The organism is Pseudomonas danubii, assembly GCF_042980055.1.
Taxonomy (GTDB): Bacteria; Pseudomonadota; Gammaproteobacteria; order Pseudomonadales; family Pseudomonadaceae; genus Aquipseudomonas; species Aquipseudomonas danubii.
In genome coordinates this window covers 4,961,247-4,977,694 of the sequence record NZ_CP116502.1, presented here as the reverse complement: position 1 = coordinate 4,977,694, position 16,448 = coordinate 4,961,247, and the positions used below count along the sequence as shown (strand labels likewise).

The window sequence follows — 16,448 nt, the reverse complement described above, 5'->3', positions numbered from 1 at the left end:
CTGTGGCAGTTCAGGAGTGGGCCAGGCGGCGTGGCAGGGGCAGGCCCTTGGCCCGAGGCGCTCCGGCGCCGGGTGTCAGCAGCAGGGTCAGCAGCACCGAGAGCAGCAGGGCGCCGCTCATCAGCAGGTAGGACATCCCCGGCGAGCCGGTGGCGCTGTTCAGGTAACCCACCAGATAGGAGCCGCCGAAGGAACCCAGGGCGCCCATGCTGTTGATCAGCGCCATGGCGCCGCCGGCGACGTTGGCCGGGAGAATCTCCGGAACGATGGCGAAGAACGGCCCATAGGGCGCGTACATGCAGGCTCCGGCGATTACCAGCAGCCCGTAGGACCACCAGAAGTGTTCGGCACCCAGCAGGTAGGAGGCGTAGAAGGCGATGGCGGCCACCAGCAGCGGCGGCCAGACGAAGCGCTTGCGTTTCTGGGTCCGGTCCGAGCCCCAGGACACCCCGAGCATGGCGATCACCGCCGCCAGATAGGGCAGGGCCGAGAGCCAGCCGGCCTCCACCATGTCCATTTGCGCGCCGTGCTTGAGGATCGAAGGCAACCACAGGACGAAACCGTAGACCCCGATGCTCCAGCAGAAAAACTGCAGGGCGAGGATGATCACCTTGGGCGAGCGGAAGGCTTCGGCGTAGTTCTTCACCGCCTTGATGCCTTGCTGCTCGGCGGCCAGGGCGCTTTCCAGGTCCTGCTTCTCTTGGTCGCTGAGCCACTGGGCCTGGCTGGGCCGGTCATCGGCCAGGCGCCACCAGATAAAGGCCCAGAGCACCGCCGGCAAACCCTCGATGATGAACATCCAGCGCCAGCTGAAATGCTCCACCAGATAGCCTGAGACCACCGACATCCAAAGCATGGTCACCGGGTTGCCGAGGATCAGGAAGGTGTTGGCCCGGGAGCGTTCGGCCCGGGTGAACCAGTGGCACAGGTACACCAGCATCGCCGGCATCACCGCGGCCTCCACCACCCCGAGCATGAAGCGGATGGCGATCAGCGTGTAGGCGTTGGACACGATGCCGGTGAGGGTGGCCAGGCCGCCCCAGAGGATCAGGCTGACGAAGATCAGCTTCTTCACGCTGCGTTTTTGCGCGTAGATCGCCCCCGGCACCTGGAAGAAGAAGTAGCCGAGGAAGAACAGTGCCCCCAAAAGCGAGGACAGCCCCGGGGTGATCTGTAAGTCGTCGGCCATCCCGGAGGCGGCGGCAAAGCCGTAGTTGGCGCGGTCCAGGTAGGCCAGGCTGTAGGTGATGAAGACGATGGGCATGATGTACCACCAGCGGCGGGCGGCGAGTTTGAGCGTGTCCATGAAAGTTCTCCTGAGCTTGTTGTTTTTGTCGCAACAGGTGGTTCTGGGTGTTCGTTTCCCGGCGCCAGCTCCTACGAGGCGCAGGCGGTTTTCAGGGGCGCTGCCTGGTCGGGCAGTTCGTGGCGTCTGGGCAGGCCTTCCATGTCGCCACGGCTTTGTACTGCGCGGCTGCCCAGCCAATTGGCCCGCTGCACCGCCTCGCTCACGCTGAGGCTTTCCAGCAGGGCGCTGATCAGGCCCACGGCGAAGGCATCGCCGGCACCTACGGTGTCCACCACCTTGGCCACCGGCACACCGTCGACGAAGCCGGCGTCCAGATGGGTGCGGTAGTAGGCGCCATGGGCCCCGAGCTTGATCACCACCGCTTCGGCGCCCTGGTCCAGGTAGAAGGCGGCGATGTCCGCCGGGTCGTCACGCCCGGTGAGCAGGCGTCCCTCGCCGAGGCCCGGCAGCACCCAGTGAGCCAGGGCCGCCAGGCGGTTGATCTCGCGGATCATCTGGGACTCGCTGGGCCACAGGCCGGGACGCAGATTGGGGTCGAAGGACAGGCTGCGGCCGCTGGCGCGCTGGGTCTGCATCAGGTGGCCGGACAGTTCCCGGGCCGAGTCCGAAAGGGCCGGGGGAATGCCGGTGGCGTGCAGATGGCGGGCCTGGAGCAGGGCCGGAGCCAGGTCGTCGAGGCTCAGGTGGCTGGCGGCCGAGCCGCGGCGGAAATACTCGACCCGCGGGTCGTCGCCGGTTTCTTCCCGGGACTTGAGCTGAAAGCCGGTAGGGTGCAGCGGGTCGCGGCGCACGAAGCGGCAGTCCAGGCCCTCGGCCTGCAAGGTGTCGAGCACGAAACGCCCGAGAGAGTCGTTGCCGACCCGGCTCAGCCAGGCCACCTTGAAACCCAGGCGCGACAGGCCGATGGCCACGTTGCTGTCGGCCCCGGCAATGCGCTTGTGAAAGTGTTCGACCTGGGCCAGGTCACCGCTGTGCTCGGCGACGAACATGGCCATGGTTTCCCCGAAGGACAGAACATCGATCTCAGACATGGGCTGGCTCCAGTCGCGACTGGCCGAGGCGGGCCAGCAAGCCGACCTGCTCGGCGCTCACCTGCAGCAGGTCGTCGCCTTGCAGGGGGTATTCCACGGCCCGGGTAAGACCTTGAGTCATGTGCTGCAGCAGGTGTTCCCACTGCTGCAACTCCGGGGTGCCGGGCGGTAGGGCCACCCGCTTGCCGTCGCCCCGCAGGCGTACCGCCTTGCAGTGCACGTAGTCCACATGCCGGCCCAACAGGCGCGCGGCCGTCAGCGCCGACTGCTCTTGCCACTCCCAGTTGCCGATATCGAAGGTCATGCGCAGGGGCAGGTTCCACCCTTGCACGGCGTTGAAAAAAACCTGGAAGGGCTCGATGCGTCCGCCATGCACGGTCTGGTCGTTTTCCACCAGCAGGGTGAGGGGCTGGCCTGACAGCAGGCTGGCCAGGCTGCCCAGATCGTGATGTTCGGTGAACTGACCGAGGGACACTTTCAGACGCTTGGCGCCGAACGCCCGGGCCCGTTGCAAGGTGGCGGACAGCTCGGGGTTGGGTTCGTAGCCCTCGGCCAGCCACAGCTCCAGGGGCGAGGAGAATACGCTTTCCAGGCCGTGTTCCCGGGCGCTGCGGGCCAGTTCCTCGGGCTTCTCGTGGGTCAGCAGTTCTTCGCGCCACTCGATGCACGAAGCGCCGGCGGCGGCCACCAGGGGAATGAAATGGCCCTGGCCGTGCTGGCGGACCAGATCCGCGCCGTAGCTGGACAGGCTGATGGAGACGGGTGATTGATGCATGCTTCAGACCTCTGAAACCGGTTTCATTTTTATTCGAGAAAACCCGGGACACGCTGCGATGCAGGGGGCCCGGGATTACACAGGGGGTTTTCGGGTGGAGCCGCGAACCATCAGTTGCGCCGCAAAGTCCAGCACCCGCGCCGGGCCGGCATCACCTCGCAGGCGCTTGAGCAGGCATTGGAAAGCGGCGGTGCCTATGGCTTCGGTGGGCTGGGCCAGGGCCGTGATGCCGCTGCCCACCAGGGGGTACCAGTCCAGGTCGTCGAGGGCGATCAGGCCGATGCCTTCGAACAAGGGGCAATCCAGTTCACGCAGGACCCGGGTCGCCGCCAAGGCCGCCACGCCGTTGGCGCAGAACAGCGCCTTGGGGCCAGGGCCGGGAGCGTCGAGAAAGTCTTTCAGGTGGCGGGCCAGGGCCGCGCCGGTCTCCAGTGACTGGCCGCGCAAGGCCGGGCGCCGGGCGACTTCGTCCTGGAAGGCGGCGCTGCGTTCGAGCCGCGAGCTGGTGCCGTCATGGGGTTCGCTGACCAGCAGCAGGTCACGGTAACCCTGTTGCTCAAGGTGCTCGATGGCGCTGTGCACCGCCGCCGGGTTGTCCAGGCCCACCAGATCGGCGTGCAGTGATTCAAGCTTGCGGTCCACCAGGACCATGGGCATTTCCTGCTGCAACTCCAGCAACTGCTCCAGGTGATGACCCAGGGTGTTCACGATCAGGCCTTCGATGTTGTAGGCCCGCAGGTTGGCCAGGTGCTGGGCTTCCTGCTGATCGTCACGGTCGGTGTTGCACACCACCAGGCTGTAGCCGTGCTGGCGGCAGGCGGTTTCCACGCCGTGCATGACGGCAATCGAGTAGGGGTTGCGGATATCGGCCACCAGCATGCCGATCAGGCGGGTGCGCCCGCGTTTCAGACCGCGGGCCATCTGGTTCGGGCGGTAGCCCAGCGCGCTGATGGCCTGCTCGATACGCAAGGCGATGGCATCGGAGAGCAGGGCGCGGTCTTCGCCGATAAAGCGCGACACGCTGGCCTTGGAGACCCCGGCGTGGCGGGCGACATCGAGCATGGTGACGCGGCTGCGCTGGGCGGCGGAAAACTGATTCACGGGCAACGACCTTATTCTTGGAATTATCGGTTTGCAGTGCTTCCGGGTACGGTGCTGAAACCGGTTTCAGGAAACCGCAAAACCCATTCTGCCGTCAAGGGCGCAACGTCGATAAATCGCTATCAGGGCTCAAGTTGGCTGACCAACGGTAGGGCTCGGGTTGGCTCAAGAAACTCGCGCAGGGCTCGCAGCAGGGCGTCGTACAGCCCATCGACTTCCGCCGCCAGCCCTCTGGCCCGCAGGCAGCCATGCACCAGGCCCAGGCCCGGGTACAGCTGGCTGGCGACGCCGGCCTGCAGCAGGCGCTGGTGATAGCACTGGCCGTCGTCGCGCAAGGGGTCGAACTCTGCCTGCGCGATAAAGGCCGGCGGCAGGTGACTGAAGTCCTCTGCCAGCAGCGGCCGGGCATAGGGCGAGGTGGGTTCGGGCTCCGGCAGGTACAGCGCCTGGAAACTCTCCAGGTCACTGCTGCTGAGCAGCGGGGCATCGGCGCACTGGCTGCGCGAGGGCAGGCTGGCGGCACCGCCGAGCCCGGGATAGACCAGCACCTGGGCGGCGGGCAAGGGTTCACCGGCATCCCGCAGGGCCAGGCACAGGGCGGCGGCCAGATTGCCCCCGGCGCTGTCGCCCATCACCAGCCGACGGCGGTGATCCAGAGGCACAGGGCCCAGCCCCTGCTCCAGAGCCCGCCATACCGCCAGGCAATCATCGAAGGCGGCCGGGAACGGGTGTTCCGGGGCCAGCCGGTAGTCCACCGCGATCACCAGCGCCTGCAACTCGTGGGCCAGATGGGCGGTGATGAAATCGTGGGAATCCAGACTGCCCAGCACCCAGCCGCCACCGTGCAGGTACAGCAGCCAGGGCCAGCCACACTCCGGGACGACGCGGTCGGGGTGATAGAAACGCAGCGGCACCTGGGCCAGTTGCCGTTGATGCACGACAAGGCCGGGCGGATGGGCCGGAGTGAAGTCCCGGCACATGCGCTCATAGCTGTCGCGCAGGCCCTTGAGGCTGCTGTCGGCGCTGGTGTAGCTCAGGGTGCGCTGGACGAAGGCCGCCAGCTCGGCAGAAAGTGGGTAATGGCTCATGGATAGCCTCACAGGGGTAGGAGCTGGCTTGCCAGCGAAGAGGTCCGTGAGACTGCCTTCGCCGGCAAGCCGGCTCCTACAGGGGCGGTTACAGGTTCGCTTTGACCGCAGCCACACCATCGCGGCCGTCGAAGGTGGTGACCCCCGTCAGCCAGCGCTGCAGGTCTTCGGGGTGCTCGCGCAGCCACTGGCGGGCCACTTCCTGGGGCGCCTTGCGCTGCATGATCGGCACCATCAGCTGGCTTTCCTGGGCGGCGCTGAAGGTCAGGTTCTGCAGCAGCCGATGCACGTTGGGGCAGCGCTCGGCGTAGTCCGGCGCGGTGACTGTGGACACCGTGGCCGCCCCCTCGTTGGGGCCGTACACGTCTTCGCTGCCGGTGAGGTAGGTGATGGCCATGTTGATGTTCATCGGGTGCGGGGTCCAGCCGACGAACACCACGAACTCCTTGCGATTGATCGCCCGTTGCACCGCCGCCAGCATCCCGGCCTCGCCGGACTCGATCAGCTTGAAGCCCTTGAGGCCGAAGTGGTCGGTGTCGATCATGGTCTTGATCGTGGTGTTGGCGCCGCTACCGGGCTCGATGCCGTAGATCTTGCCCCCCAGCTGCTCCTTGAAACGGGCGATGTCGGCGAAGGTCTTCAGGCCCGCCTGGGCCACGTAATCCGGCACCGCCAGGGTTGCCTGCGCATCGACGAGGCTGGGCTGGGCCATGACCTTGACCTGCCCGGCCTCGAGGAAGGGCGCGATGTTCTGGTCCATGGCGGGCTTCCAGTAGCCGAGGAAGATGTCCAGGCGCTGGTCGCGGATGCCGGCGAAGATGATCTGCTGCACCGCGCTGGTCTGCTTGCTGTCATAGCCCAGACCACCCAGCAGCACATCGGCCACAGCGCTGGTGGCGATCACATCGGTCCAGTTGACCACCCCCATGCGCACGGTCTTGCAGGACGCAGGCTCGGCGGCCCAGGTGGGGGAACTGAGCAGTGCAGTGGCGCAGAGGAGCAGGAAACAACGCTTGAACGGTGTTTTCATCAGAGGATCTCTTCCGGCAGGTGGCTTGTTGTTCAGAGCGGCGTCTTGTTGCGCCGTACTGGCCACCTTACGTGGCCCTGATGGTCCGGGAAGCGCTCTGTAGCGACCGGCTTTTGCCCTGTGGCGACTGCCCGGGCGCACTTCACGCCCGCAGGCTCATCCAGGTAGCGATCAGCAGCAGCCCTGGCGGTTGGCCGTTGTGCCAGGGCTGGGGTGTTGCAGTGTGGTGCAGCCTCAGTTGGGCTGATAGGCAATACCGCGAAACAGGGCCGGGTCCGCTATCAGAACTGATAGGTAAAGGCGGTTTGAATACCGGTCGTGTCGTTGCCACCTGGTTCCTGTGTCCAGAACACACCGGCATGCACGGCGCTGTGCTGGTCCAAGGTGTAGCTTGCCCCGGTGCTCGCGGCAAAACGCGTGTAGTGCTGTTTATCGGCCTGGTAGGTATAGCGTCCCAAGTAGTCCATGCGGGCTTGAAAGGCATCCTGGTCTTTGTCCAGGTCCTGGATCAGGCCCAGATTGGCATTGAGCTCCAGCTGTTTTGTCAGGCGCTTGGCTGTTCGTACGCCGGCGTTCAGGCTGGTCACCGAACGGTCCATTTTTGCGTAGCTGGCCGCCATGACGGCGCCGCTGTCCTCGCTATAGCCTTGGCGGCTGACTTGGGTCTGGCTGAGGCCGATATAAGGGGTGACGGTCAGGCTATCGAGCCTCAGGCCATAGGCACCCTCTATGCTGAAGGCCCTGCCACGCAGGCTCGAACGTCCTTTACCGGCTTCGGTATAAGCCAGTTGCTCACGGCGGATATCGACCTTGGACGACAGATAGGCCGCAGCCAGACGCCCCTGCCAACCCAGGCCCTGGCCCGATTCGTCCACGGCAACGAACATTGCCACTGCGGGTGCGTTGGACCCTGCCTTGGTGTAGTTGTCCGGCAACTGTTGATCGAGGTTCTGATCCAGGGTGATGCCTACGCGCAGATGTTCGCTGGGACGGGCGCCCAGGGTCAGGCTCGTGGAGGTCTGGCGGGTCTCGCGGTTTCTGCTGTAGCTCGGACCAACACCTATACAGAACGAGCCGCTGTCGATCTGGCACTCCTGGCTCATCAACCGATCCAGTTGTGCACTGCGCAGGTCCAGGACTCCCCATGCCTGATTGGCGCTTTTGGCCATCGCGGTCCGGGTGTTGTCCAGATCAAGGAGGTGAGTGCCGGTTTCCGTGATCTTCCACAGCGCGGCGTGTACGGCGCCACTCGCCGTGAGGCTAAGACCCACGACAATATTGCCGTCGGCGGACACGGCAGATGCTGCCGAATGTTGCCCACCTAAAGTGCCCATATCGATCATGCCGCCAGCATCGGTGTGTCTGAACGCGTGGCTATCACCCTGTGCGGTGATGGCGCTCCCGACGATAACGCTGCCGTCGGCGGAGGCTGCGTAAGCGCTGGAGTTGCCGCCCCAGGAAGCGAGCTCGACCATGCCGTTGGCGTCAGTGTGTTTAAACGCTTGAGTGCCACCGGTGATTGTTTGTGAACTGCCCACGACAACCTGGCCATCGGCAGATACACCCAAAGCCAGGGAGGACTCTCCGCCGAGGGTGCCCAGGTCGACCATGCCGCTTGCATCGGTATGTTTGAACGCGTGTTGTATGCCCGAAACCGTATCGATGTCCGCCTGCCCCACGACCACGCGACCGTCGCCGGACACCGCAGATGCATAGGACTTGCCACTGTTGCTTGCATTCAAGGTACCCAGATCGACCATCCCGGTTGCCTCCGTGTGCTTGAAGGCACGCATGTTCCCCTGGAGATTCAAGGAGTCGCCAACCACCACGGCGCCGTCAGCGGATACGCCATTGGCGCTGGATGCCGCGCCGCCCAATGTGCCTAGATCGATCATGCCGGTCGCATCGGAGTGCTTGAAGGCGTGAATTGAGTCAGGGGTGGCGGCCTTTCCCACGACCACATTGCCGTCGGCGGATATGGCATGGGCAAAGGCATAGTCTCCGCCCAAGGTGCCCAGATCGACCATGCCAGTCTCATCGCTGTATTTGAAGGCGCGATCTTCGTTTGTGTCTGACGTTACGTTTATGGCAACTAGACGACCGTCAGCGGATACGCCAAAGGCCATGGAAAATCCTGGATTCGAAGAACTTAAGTCAATGGTGTCGATCGTAGTTAGTGCATGAGACTGGTTTGAGTAAACAGCACTGCATAGCAGAGTGATCGCTGTTATCACGGATGGGTATTTCAATTCCATAACCTTTTTGCGAAGCAGAAAACATAACAGCCTGTAGAAATTACAGGCTGCTTTTGGGTTTGGCTGATTGCTTTGGAACCATGGATTGAGCATGCGAGCTCTGTAGTGCAGGTGGTCTCGTCATTTGGGTATGACGAGGCTGGCGAACTTCAAGAGTGGAGCAGGGATGTGAAGTTACTTGAAAGCTCGAAACTAACTTTAAGAAGTTAGTTAACTAAATCCATGATTGCAAAAGTCGGCAATTTTATTTTAAGTAAGAGGGCGGGTCTTTAAGATGATTCTTAAATTAGTCTTAAGGTGGTGGGGCGGCTTTTTTGGGGCAGATTGATCTGTGCAACTGGTTTTAGTTGATTAGTTTTGGCAGTCGTTCGACTTAGATCAAGTGCTGTCACCCATCCTGACACTCGCTATATGGCTTTCGGACGAAGCTGTCGCGATTTTTACCGACGAACTAGCGAGGGGCCAGGACTGGGTTCTAGCCGTTATGTAACGGTTCAGCTGAACAGCCCGGCGGCGATATTGATGGAAAAGCCGAGGATCGCGGTGTTGAACACAAAGCCGATCAACGATTGGGCGAGGACGATCTTGCGCAGCTCGCGGGTGGCCACGCCGACGTCCGAAGTTTGCACCGCCACGCCGATGGTGAAGGAGAAGTAGAGGAAGTCCCAATAGTTCGGCGTGGTCAGTTCCTCGGCAAAGCGCAGGGCCGGTTCCTTGCCATTCCAGGTGTAGTAAAGGCGGGCGTAATGCACGCTGAAGATCACCCCCACCAGCAACCAGGAACCGATCACCGTGAACCCGGTGAAGCCGTAATGCAGCAGACGCTGAGGGGTATCCAGGTCCTTGCTGCCCACCAGCTCCAGGGCAATGGTCACCAGACTGGCGATGGCGGCGACGCAGACGATCAACAGCACCGGCCCGGCGTTTTCGTCCTCGGTTTCGGCGATGCGTTTCACGTCCTCGGCCCGGGCCCGCACGGTCAGCCAGAACATCAGCGCCAGGTAGGTCCAGACCGCGGCGTTCCAGCCGATGAGGAGCTTGCCGGTCAGGGTTTGCGCGGGGGCGAGGATGCCGACGGCGCAGCCGATCAGCACGCCGAAGGTCAGGCGGGGGTGGGTTCGGATCACGAAAGACATGGGGGCTCGCAGCTTCTGGGCAGTGGGGGAACACTAGCATGTGGGGGGATTTTGAAAGGGGGGGGGATAGCGGGTTTGTCTTGATGGTTTGGGGTTTGGGGGGTGGGTACATATCCGTTCCTGCGGTCACGGCCACTTATGGTTTCGCCCTTACGGCGAGTCCCTTTTTTTCAAACGCCAAAAAAAGGAACCAAAAAACGCTTGCCCCTCCATGGGCCCCTCGCTAGGGCTCGGGGTTCCCTCGCTTCGGCATTGCTCCGGGGGCCCGCCGCCAACCGGCCATCCATGGCCGGGTGGCGGCTAGCTCGGCATCCTTGCCGAGCTGCCCCCTACGCAACGCCTACGCTCGGCCGGCTGGGAAGGGGCCTGAAGATCAAGATCAAGATCAAGATCAAAAGCCAAAGCCAAAGCCAAAGCCAAAGCCAAAGCCAAGGTGCGCAGGCCGGCTCCTTGTAGCCGCTGCCGAAGGCTGCGAAACCAGGCGACGCGATATGTCAGGAATATCGGGGAGGCAGGTTTAGCGTCTCCTGCGGAGCCGGTCGCAGCCTTCGGCAGCGGCTACATTAACGCGAACGGCAATGAAACAGGCCGGCCGGCAGGCCGCCGTCAGATTTTGATCTTGCTCTGGCTTTTGATCTTGATCTGTTAGCCCCGTTAACCACGATGGCCGAACGCAGGCATTGATCCGTGGGTAACCCGGCAGGGATGCCGGGTTAGCCGCCACCCGGCCATGGATGGCCGGTGGCGGCGGCCCACGGATCAATGCCGGAGTGAGGGCATGCCGAGCCTAAGCGAGGCACCGAGTGGAGGGGCAGAGCGTTTTGCTTACTTTTGTCTGGGCCGGCATTCCGGATTTTCAAAAGTGAGCCGCTGTAAGAGCGGAACCGCCAGCGGCCGCACCCGCAGGAACGGATATGTACCCAAACCCGCTGTAAGAGCGGAACCGTAAGCCGCCGCACCCGCAAGAACGGATATGTACCCAACCCCGCTGTAAAAGCGGAACCATAAGCCGCTGCACCCGCAGCCCCGAATATGTACCCAACCCCACAACAAAAACTCACGCCAAAGTCTTGGCCATGACCCCCACAAACAACTCCGATTCAAGAAACCCCCGCAACCACTCCTGCAACGCACGATAAGGCGTCTGCGCAAACCACTCCCGGTCCACATGAGCAAACTGGCGAACAAACGGCAGCAGGGCCATGTCCGCCAAGCTCGGATGCGCCGCCAGCAGATAGCGTCGCTCCTGCAGCAGACGATCCAACTGCGCCAGAAACACCTCGCCCTGGGCCCGGTAATGCTCCATGGGCGCTTCGGGGTAGCGTTCGGCGTACTTGTAGCGATTGAGGTGCACCTTAAACACCTGATCATTCTCGGCAATCAAGGCCGCCATCTGCGTCTGGGCCTCGGGGACGCCGATGAGCCGCCAGTTGTCCGGATCATGCTGCTCCAGCGCCCAGTGCATGATCTCCAGGCTCTCATCGATCACCCGCCCATGCAGATCCAGCACCGGCACCGTGCCCTTGGCCGACAGCGCGAGCATCTCGGCCGGCTTGGCCTTGAGGCTGACCTCGACGATCCGCACCGGCACCCGGGCATAGCGCAGCGCCAGGCGTGCACGCATGGCATAGGGGCAGCGGCGGAACGAGTAGAGGGTCGCCTCTGGCGTGTCCATGCTGCTCATTTCACCTCCAGGGTGCTCAGGCCGTTGCCCTGGCGGCTGACCTTGATCTGCACCGGAATCCGTTCGTGCATTTCCTGCACGTGGGAGATCACCGCCACTTTGCGTCCCTGGGCCTGCAGGCCGTCGAGGGCGTCCATGGCCAGTTGCAGGGACTCGGGGTCGAGGCTGCCGAAGCCTTCGTCGATAAACAGCGATTCGATTTTCAGGGTGCTGGACGCCATGGACGCCAGCCCCAGGGCCAGGGCCAGGGACACCAGGAAGGTCTCGCCACCGGACAGCGAGTGCACCGAGCGCAGTTCGTCGCCCATCTCGGTGTCCAGCACCAGCAGGCCGAGCATGCTGCCGCCGCGCTTGAGGCGGTAGCGCCGCACCAGTTGGCGCAACTGGGCGTTGGCGTGGTGCACCAGCAGGTCGAGGTTGTAGGCCTGGGCGATCTTGCGGAAGGTGTCGCCGGTGGCCGAGCCGATCAGGGCATTCAGGCGGGCCCAGCGCTGCCATTGGTTGTAGGCCTCGTTGATGCGCTGGCTCAGGGCCTGGTTGGCTTCCTGGCGGCGCTGGTCCTCGCTTTGTCGGGCGCGCAGTTCCGCTACGTGCTGCTCGCTGGCGAGGGCTTGTTGCTGCAGCTGTTCAAGGGCCTGGAGCAGTTGCCCGGCCTCCAGGTTGCCGTTGTGCTGGGCCTGGTGCTGTTGCAGGCGCTGCTGACGTTCCTGGAGCAGGACCTTGGCTTGTTCGATGGCCTTGTCGTTGGCCTGCAGGCGCTGGCGCAGGTGCGCAACGTCGGTGTCATCCAGTTCCAGCAACTGTTGCAACCCGGCGTCATCCAGTTCCGGGTGCTGGGCGCGCCATTGCTCGATGCTGCCGGCCAGTTGCTGCTGTTCGCTGTCCAGGGCTTGTAGACGCTCTTGCCGGGCCTTGAGTTCGGCGCTCAGTTGGATCAGTTGCTGCTGCAGCTCGTGCTGCTCGTGCTGGGCCTTGGCCTGGGCGGTGCGGGCCTGTTCCACGGCTTGATCGAGCTGTTGCTGCCAGAGTTCGGCGCTAGGGTGCGACCCCAGCAGGGCGGCCAGCCGGTCCTGGCAGGCCTGCTGCTGTTGGCTCAGGGCGTCGAGCTGCTGCTGAGCGTCGCTCAGTTGCTGCTGGCGGGTCAGTTGGCGGTCCTGTTCCTTGTCCAGCAGCAGTTGGCGCTGCTGTTGTTCTTCGGTTTCGTCCTGGCGCTCGCGCAGTTGTTCGATGCGCTGCAGGACCTGCTGGTCCAGTTGCATGAAGGTGCTGGCCGGATCACGGCGCAGGCCTTCGAGCACCTCGGCCGGCAGCAGGTTGTTGAAGCTGGCCAGTTCTTCCTCCAGACGCTGCTGGTCGGCGGCCAATTGCTCCTGCTGCTTGTGCAGTTGCTGGGCTGCCTGCTGGCTGGCGTCTTGTGCTTGCTGCAACTGCTGCTGGAGCCGCGTGGCGTCCTTTTGCAAGGTCAGCAAGGCATCCAGGCGGCTCTCATCCTGGGTGATGCTCTGTTGCAACTGTTCCAGTTGCTGGCGTAGCCAGGCATCGCGTCGAGCCGGGTCCTGGTCCAGCAGGCTGGCACTCTGCGGGTGGGCTTGCAGGCTGGGGGCCAGCGCCTGTTGCTGGCTGGCCAGTTGTTCCTGTTGCTGGAGGAATTCCTTCTGCTGGGCGATCAGGCCCTGGACCTGGGCCCGCAGTTCGTTGAGCTGTTCCTTGAGCCTGTCCACCGCCTGACGGGCGTTGGCTTCTTCGCTTTCGTCATGGCGCCCCAGGCTTTGCAGCAGGGCTTCGGGCTGGTGATAGGGGTGCTCGACGCTGCCGCACACCGGGCAGGGCTGATCGTCCTGCAATTGCTCGCGCAGTTCCTCGACACTGGCACTGCGGGCCAGGCGCTGGCGCTCCAGCAAGGCCTGGGTGACGCTCAGGGTCTGCTCGGCGACGCTCAGTTCGGCCTTGGCTTGCAGGCCGGCCTGGTTCAGTGCTTCACGCTGGGCGGCCACGGCTTGTTGCTTGTCTTGCAGGGCGCGGCCGCGCAGGTCCAGTTCCTGTTGCTGGGCCCAGAGCCGTGCCAGCTCTTCGGTGGCCCGTTGTTGCTTGCGGTTGTCCTTGAGCAAGCCGTCCAGCAATTGGATCTGCTCGGCCACGGCTTGGGGTTCGGCACCGGCTTCGCTGTAGAGCAATTCAAGGTGGGTACGTTGTTCGGCCAGTTGCTGAGCCGCGGTGCCGGCCCGCTGTTCCAGGGCCGGCAGTTCGGCCTGGCCCTGGTTCAGGCGGTTGCCGATCAGCATCAGTTGCTGCAAGCGTTCGCGGTAGAGCGTCCAGGCTTCGCTCAAGGGGGCGAGGGCGGCGCTGTGCGCCAGCTGCCCGGCAATCCGCTCCAGGCGCTCACCCACCAGACGCTGCTTCTCCAGCAGTTCGGCAATGCTTTGCTGGCCTTGGGCGCTGACGCTTTGCGCGCGGTCACGGGTTTCGCCGGCGTCGCTCAGGCTCTGGCCAAGACGGCTCAGGTTGCCCTGTTCGGCAAAGGCTTCGCGCAGCAGCGGGACGCTGTCGCTGTGCTGGCTCTGGGCCTGGGTCAGGGCGCTGTCGGCGTCGAGCACTTGCTGTTGCAGCTGTTGGTGACGTTGTTGCAGCTCAGCCTGTTGCGCGGCCTGCTGCTCGATCTGTTGGCGCAGGGGCTCCAGCGCTTGGCGCAGCTCGATCTGGCGCAGGAACTGGTGACGCTGCGGCGCCAGTTGCTCCAGCCGTTGCAGGCGCAGGCGCTCCGGAGCCAGGGTCTGAGCCTCCTGCTCGGCCTGTTGCAACTGCTCGGTGGCGTCCTGCTGCGCCTCCTGCCATTGGCGCAATTCCTTGAGCCAGCTGTGCTGGGCTTCCAGTTGCTTGAGCTGGGCCTGCTGGGTCTTGAGCTGTTGCTGGGCGTCGTTGAACTGCTGGTCCAGTTCGGCCCGGGCCTCGGGGTCCAGGGGGACGATGCCGCTGGCCTGGGCCTGGAGCGCTTTGTGGGCCTCGTCGGCTTCCTTGCTCTTGCTGTAGGCCCGGCGCCCCAGCTGGCTGTAGATCGCGGTGTTGGTGAGCTTTTCCAGCAGCTCGCTGCGCTCCTTGTCGTCGGCCTTGAGAAAGGCGCTGAACTCGCTCTGGGCCAGCATCACCGCGCGGGTGAATTGCTCGAAGTTGAGGCCCAGCTTGGATTCGATCAGCTGTTCGTAGTCGCGCTTGCTACTGGCCAGCAATTGATTGCTGTCCAGGTCGGTGAGGCTCTGCCGGCTGGCTTGCAGCTTGCCGTTGGCCTTGTCGCGGGCGCGGTTGGCTTCCCAGCGGGCGCGGTAGCGGCGCCGGTCGATGCCGACAAAGTCCACTTCGGCAAACCCGCTGCCGGTGCCACGGCGCAGTAGGGTGCGTGGGTCGCCGGTGGAGATATCGCTGTCGACTTCGGGAACCTTGTTTTCCTTGGCGATCTTGTTCAGCCGCGGCACCGCGCCGAACAGCGCCAGGCACAGGGCGTCCAGCAGAGTGCTTTTGCCGGCGCCGGTGGGCCCGGTAATGGCGAACAGGCCGGCGCTGGCCAGGGGCTCGGCGGTGAAATCGATTTCGAACGGGCCGGCCAGGGAGGCCAGGTTCTTCAGGCGGATGGCCAGGATCTTCATGGCTGTTCACCTTCTTGCTGAACGTCCTGCAACAGCAGGGCGAAATCCTTGAGGGTGGCGTCGTCCACCTCGTTGGCGTAGGCGTCGCGCCAGGCCCGGCGGAACAGTTCTTCGGGGCTCAGTTGATCCAGTTCGATCAGCTCGGCAGTCTCGTCCTCGCCATCGCGGCCGCCATTGCCGGCGTATTCGGCGGCAATCCGTACCAGACGCACGGCCTTGCCTTGCAGGGCGCTTTCCACTTGCTGACGCAGGTCCGGTTGCGGTTCGTCCAGGCGCACCCGCACTTCCAGCCAGGGCTGGCGCTGTTCTTCGGCCAACAGGTCGATGTCCGGCAGCTCGCCGAGCTGGGTCAGGATCTCCCCCAGGGGCGCCGGGCCCAGGCGTTGCAGGTTGACCGCCCGGGGAATCAGCCGCGGTTCGACGCTGACCAGGGTCTGGCCGTCCAGGCGCACATCGAGGATCTGGTGCGGGTAGTCGATTTCGGAAAACGACAGGGGAATCGGCGAGCCGCTGTAGCGGATGCGCTCCTCGCCATTGACCTTCTGCGGCTTGTGCAGGTGCCCCAGGGCCACGTAGCTGACGTCCGCGCCGAACAGGCTGGCGGGCAGCGCCTCGGCATTGCCGATGATCAGGCTGCGCTCGGAGTCTTCGGACACCGAGCCGCCGGCCATGTGCGCGTGGCTCACGGCGATCAGGGCCTGGCCCGGCTGGCGCTTGGCATTGGCCGCGGCGATCAGCCATTCATGGACCTGGGCGATGCCCTTGAGGTAGTCGTCTCCCAGCTGCGGGCCGGTGACTTCCGCCGGACGCAGGAAGGGCAGGGCCAGGCACCAGCCGACAATCGCGCCGCTGGCGTCGGGCAGGGGCAGCAGCAGGCGCTCGGCGTCCAGCTGGCCGTCGTCCAGCCACAGCACCCGGCCCAGGGCGTGGGTGCGCAGGCGGCGCATCAAGGGGGCGGGCAGTTCGATACGCGAACCGGAATCGTGGTTGCCGGCGATCATCACGATGGTCAGGGCCGGCTGCTGCTCGTGGGCGCTGACGATGAAGTCGTAGAGGCGTTCCTGGGCTTTGACCGGCGGGTTGACGGTATCGAAGATATCGCCGGCGATCAGCAGCACGTCCGGTTGCTCGTGCTTGAGCTGGCGCAACAGCCACTCCAGAAAGCAGGCATGTTCGAAGTCGCGCTCCTGGCCGTGGAGGTTCTGGCCCAGGTGCCAGTCGGAGGTGTGAAACAGACGCAAGGCAAACTCCGCATGAAAAAGGCTGGCCGCACAGAAGATGACCGCGGCGAAAGGGTCGAGAGTTTACTGGCAAACGCGTGTTTATGCCCGACGCTGCGGCAAATGCAGGCGCGATTGGCCCAGCGGCTTGGCTCCAGGGAGGTGGCTGTAGGAGCTGGCT

General features: G+C 64.1%; 11 protein-coding genes. All 11 read right to left on the bottom strand.

Annotation, left to right across the window (positions count from 1 at the left end; translation table 11 throughout):
• Nucleotides 1-10: 10 nt before the first annotated feature.
• Complete coding sequence (locus tag PFZ56_RS22370) at nt 11-1,306, bottom strand: MFS transporter (protein ID WP_102863305.1); 1,296 nt, start codon at nt 1,304-1,306, stop codon at nt 11-13.
• A gap of 71 nt (nt 1,307-1,377) precedes the next feature.
• Nucleotides 1,378-2,340: a sugar kinase gene (locus tag PFZ56_RS22365; protein WP_170004931.1), complete on the bottom strand. Its 963-nt coding sequence runs from the start codon at nt 2,338-2,340 to the stop codon at nt 1,378-1,380.
• Nucleotides 2,333-3,115, bottom strand: coding sequence for a sugar phosphate isomerase/epimerase (locus PFZ56_RS22360; RefSeq protein ID WP_170004933.1), 783 nt, complete (start codon nt 3,113-3,115; stop codon nt 2,333-2,335). The genes PFZ56_RS22365 and PFZ56_RS22360 overlap by 8 nt, the downstream gene beginning before the upstream one ends.
• Nucleotides 3,116-3,190: 75 nt before the next feature.
• Entirely contained in the window at nt 3,191-4,216 is a 1,026-nt protein-coding gene (locus PFZ56_RS22355; RefSeq protein ID WP_170004935.1) for a LacI family DNA-binding transcriptional regulator, read from the bottom strand.
• A gap of 122 nt (nt 4,217-4,338) precedes the next feature.
• On the bottom strand, nt 4,339-5,304 hold the full coding sequence (locus PFZ56_RS22350) for an alpha/beta hydrolase (RefSeq protein ID WP_170004937.1): 966 nt from the start codon (nt 5,302-5,304) through the stop codon (nt 4,339-4,341).
• A gap of 88 nt (nt 5,305-5,392) precedes the next feature.
• Nucleotides 5,393-6,334 (bottom strand): choline ABC transporter substrate-binding protein, encoded by a 942-nt coding sequence (locus PFZ56_RS22345; RefSeq protein WP_170004939.1) that lies wholly within the window; start codon nt 6,332-6,334, stop codon nt 5,393-5,395.
• Nucleotides 6,335-6,615: 281 nt separating this feature from the next.
• Complete coding sequence (locus PFZ56_RS22340; protein ID WP_262379946.1) at nt 6,616-8,682, bottom strand: HAF repeat-containing protein; 2,067 nt, start codon at nt 8,680-8,682, stop codon at nt 6,616-6,618.
• 401 nt (nt 8,683-9,083) lie between these two features.
• Nucleotides 9,084-9,725 carry a DUF1345 domain-containing protein gene (locus tag PFZ56_RS22335; protein ID WP_170004941.1) on the bottom strand — a complete coding sequence of 214 codons (642 nt, stop codon included), beginning with the start codon at nt 9,723-9,725 and terminating at the stop codon, nt 9,084-9,086.
• A gap of 1,057 nt (nt 9,726-10,782) precedes the next feature.
• Nucleotides 10,783-11,409: a glutathione S-transferase gene (locus tag PFZ56_RS22330; protein ID WP_170004505.1), complete on the bottom strand. Its 627-nt coding sequence runs from the start codon at nt 11,407-11,409 to the stop codon at nt 10,783-10,785.
• On the bottom strand, nt 11,406-15,047 hold the full coding sequence (locus tag PFZ56_RS22325; protein ID WP_170004503.1) for an AAA family ATPase: 3,642 nt from the start codon (nt 15,045-15,047) through the stop codon (nt 11,406-11,408). Before PFZ56_RS22325 ends, PFZ56_RS22330 begins: the two co-directional genes overlap by 4 nt.
• Nucleotides 15,044-16,288 carry an exonuclease SbcCD subunit D C-terminal domain-containing protein gene (locus PFZ56_RS22320; RefSeq protein WP_102879095.1) on the bottom strand — a complete coding sequence of 415 codons (1,245 nt, stop codon included), beginning with the start codon at nt 16,286-16,288 and terminating at the stop codon, nt 15,044-15,046. Before PFZ56_RS22320 ends, PFZ56_RS22325 begins: the two co-directional genes overlap by 4 nt.
• Between the last annotated feature and the right edge of the window lie 160 nt (nt 16,289-16,448).

What these genes read in the sequence shown, in the direction of transcription:
- PFZ56_RS22365 (WP_170004931.1), bottom strand. Translation starts at nt 2,340, where the DNA reads ATGTCTGAGATCGATGTTCTGTCCTTCGGGGAAACCATGGCCATGTTC.
- PFZ56_RS22325 (WP_170004503.1), bottom strand. Translation starts at nt 15,047, where the DNA reads ATGAAGATCCTGGCCATCCGCCTGAAGAACCTGGCCTCCCTGGCCGGC.
- PFZ56_RS22340 (WP_262379946.1), bottom strand. Translation starts at nt 8,682, where the DNA reads ATGCTCAATCCATGGTTCCAAAGCAATCAGCCAAACCCAAAAGCAGCC.
- PFZ56_RS22330 (WP_170004505.1), bottom strand. Translation starts at nt 11,409, where the DNA reads ATGAGCAGCATGGACACGCCAGAGGCGACCCTCTACTCGTTCCGCCGC.
- PFZ56_RS22360 (WP_170004933.1), bottom strand. Translation starts at nt 3,115, where the DNA reads ATGCATCAATCACCCGTCTCCATCAGCCTGTCCAGCTACGGCGCGGAT.
- PFZ56_RS22335 (WP_170004941.1), bottom strand. Translation starts at nt 9,725, where the DNA reads ATGTCTTTCGTGATCCGAACCCACCCCCGCCTGACCTTCGGCGTGCTG.
- PFZ56_RS22370 (WP_102863305.1), bottom strand. Translation starts at nt 1,306, where the DNA reads ATGGACACGCTCAAACTCGCCGCCCGCCGCTGGTGGTACATCATGCCC.
- PFZ56_RS22350 (WP_170004937.1), bottom strand. Translation starts at nt 5,304, where the DNA reads ATGAGCCATTACCCACTTTCTGCCGAGCTGGCGGCCTTCGTCCAGCGC.
- PFZ56_RS22345 (WP_170004939.1), bottom strand. Translation starts at nt 6,334, where the DNA reads ATGAAAACACCGTTCAAGCGTTGTTTCCTGCTCCTCTGCGCCACTGCA.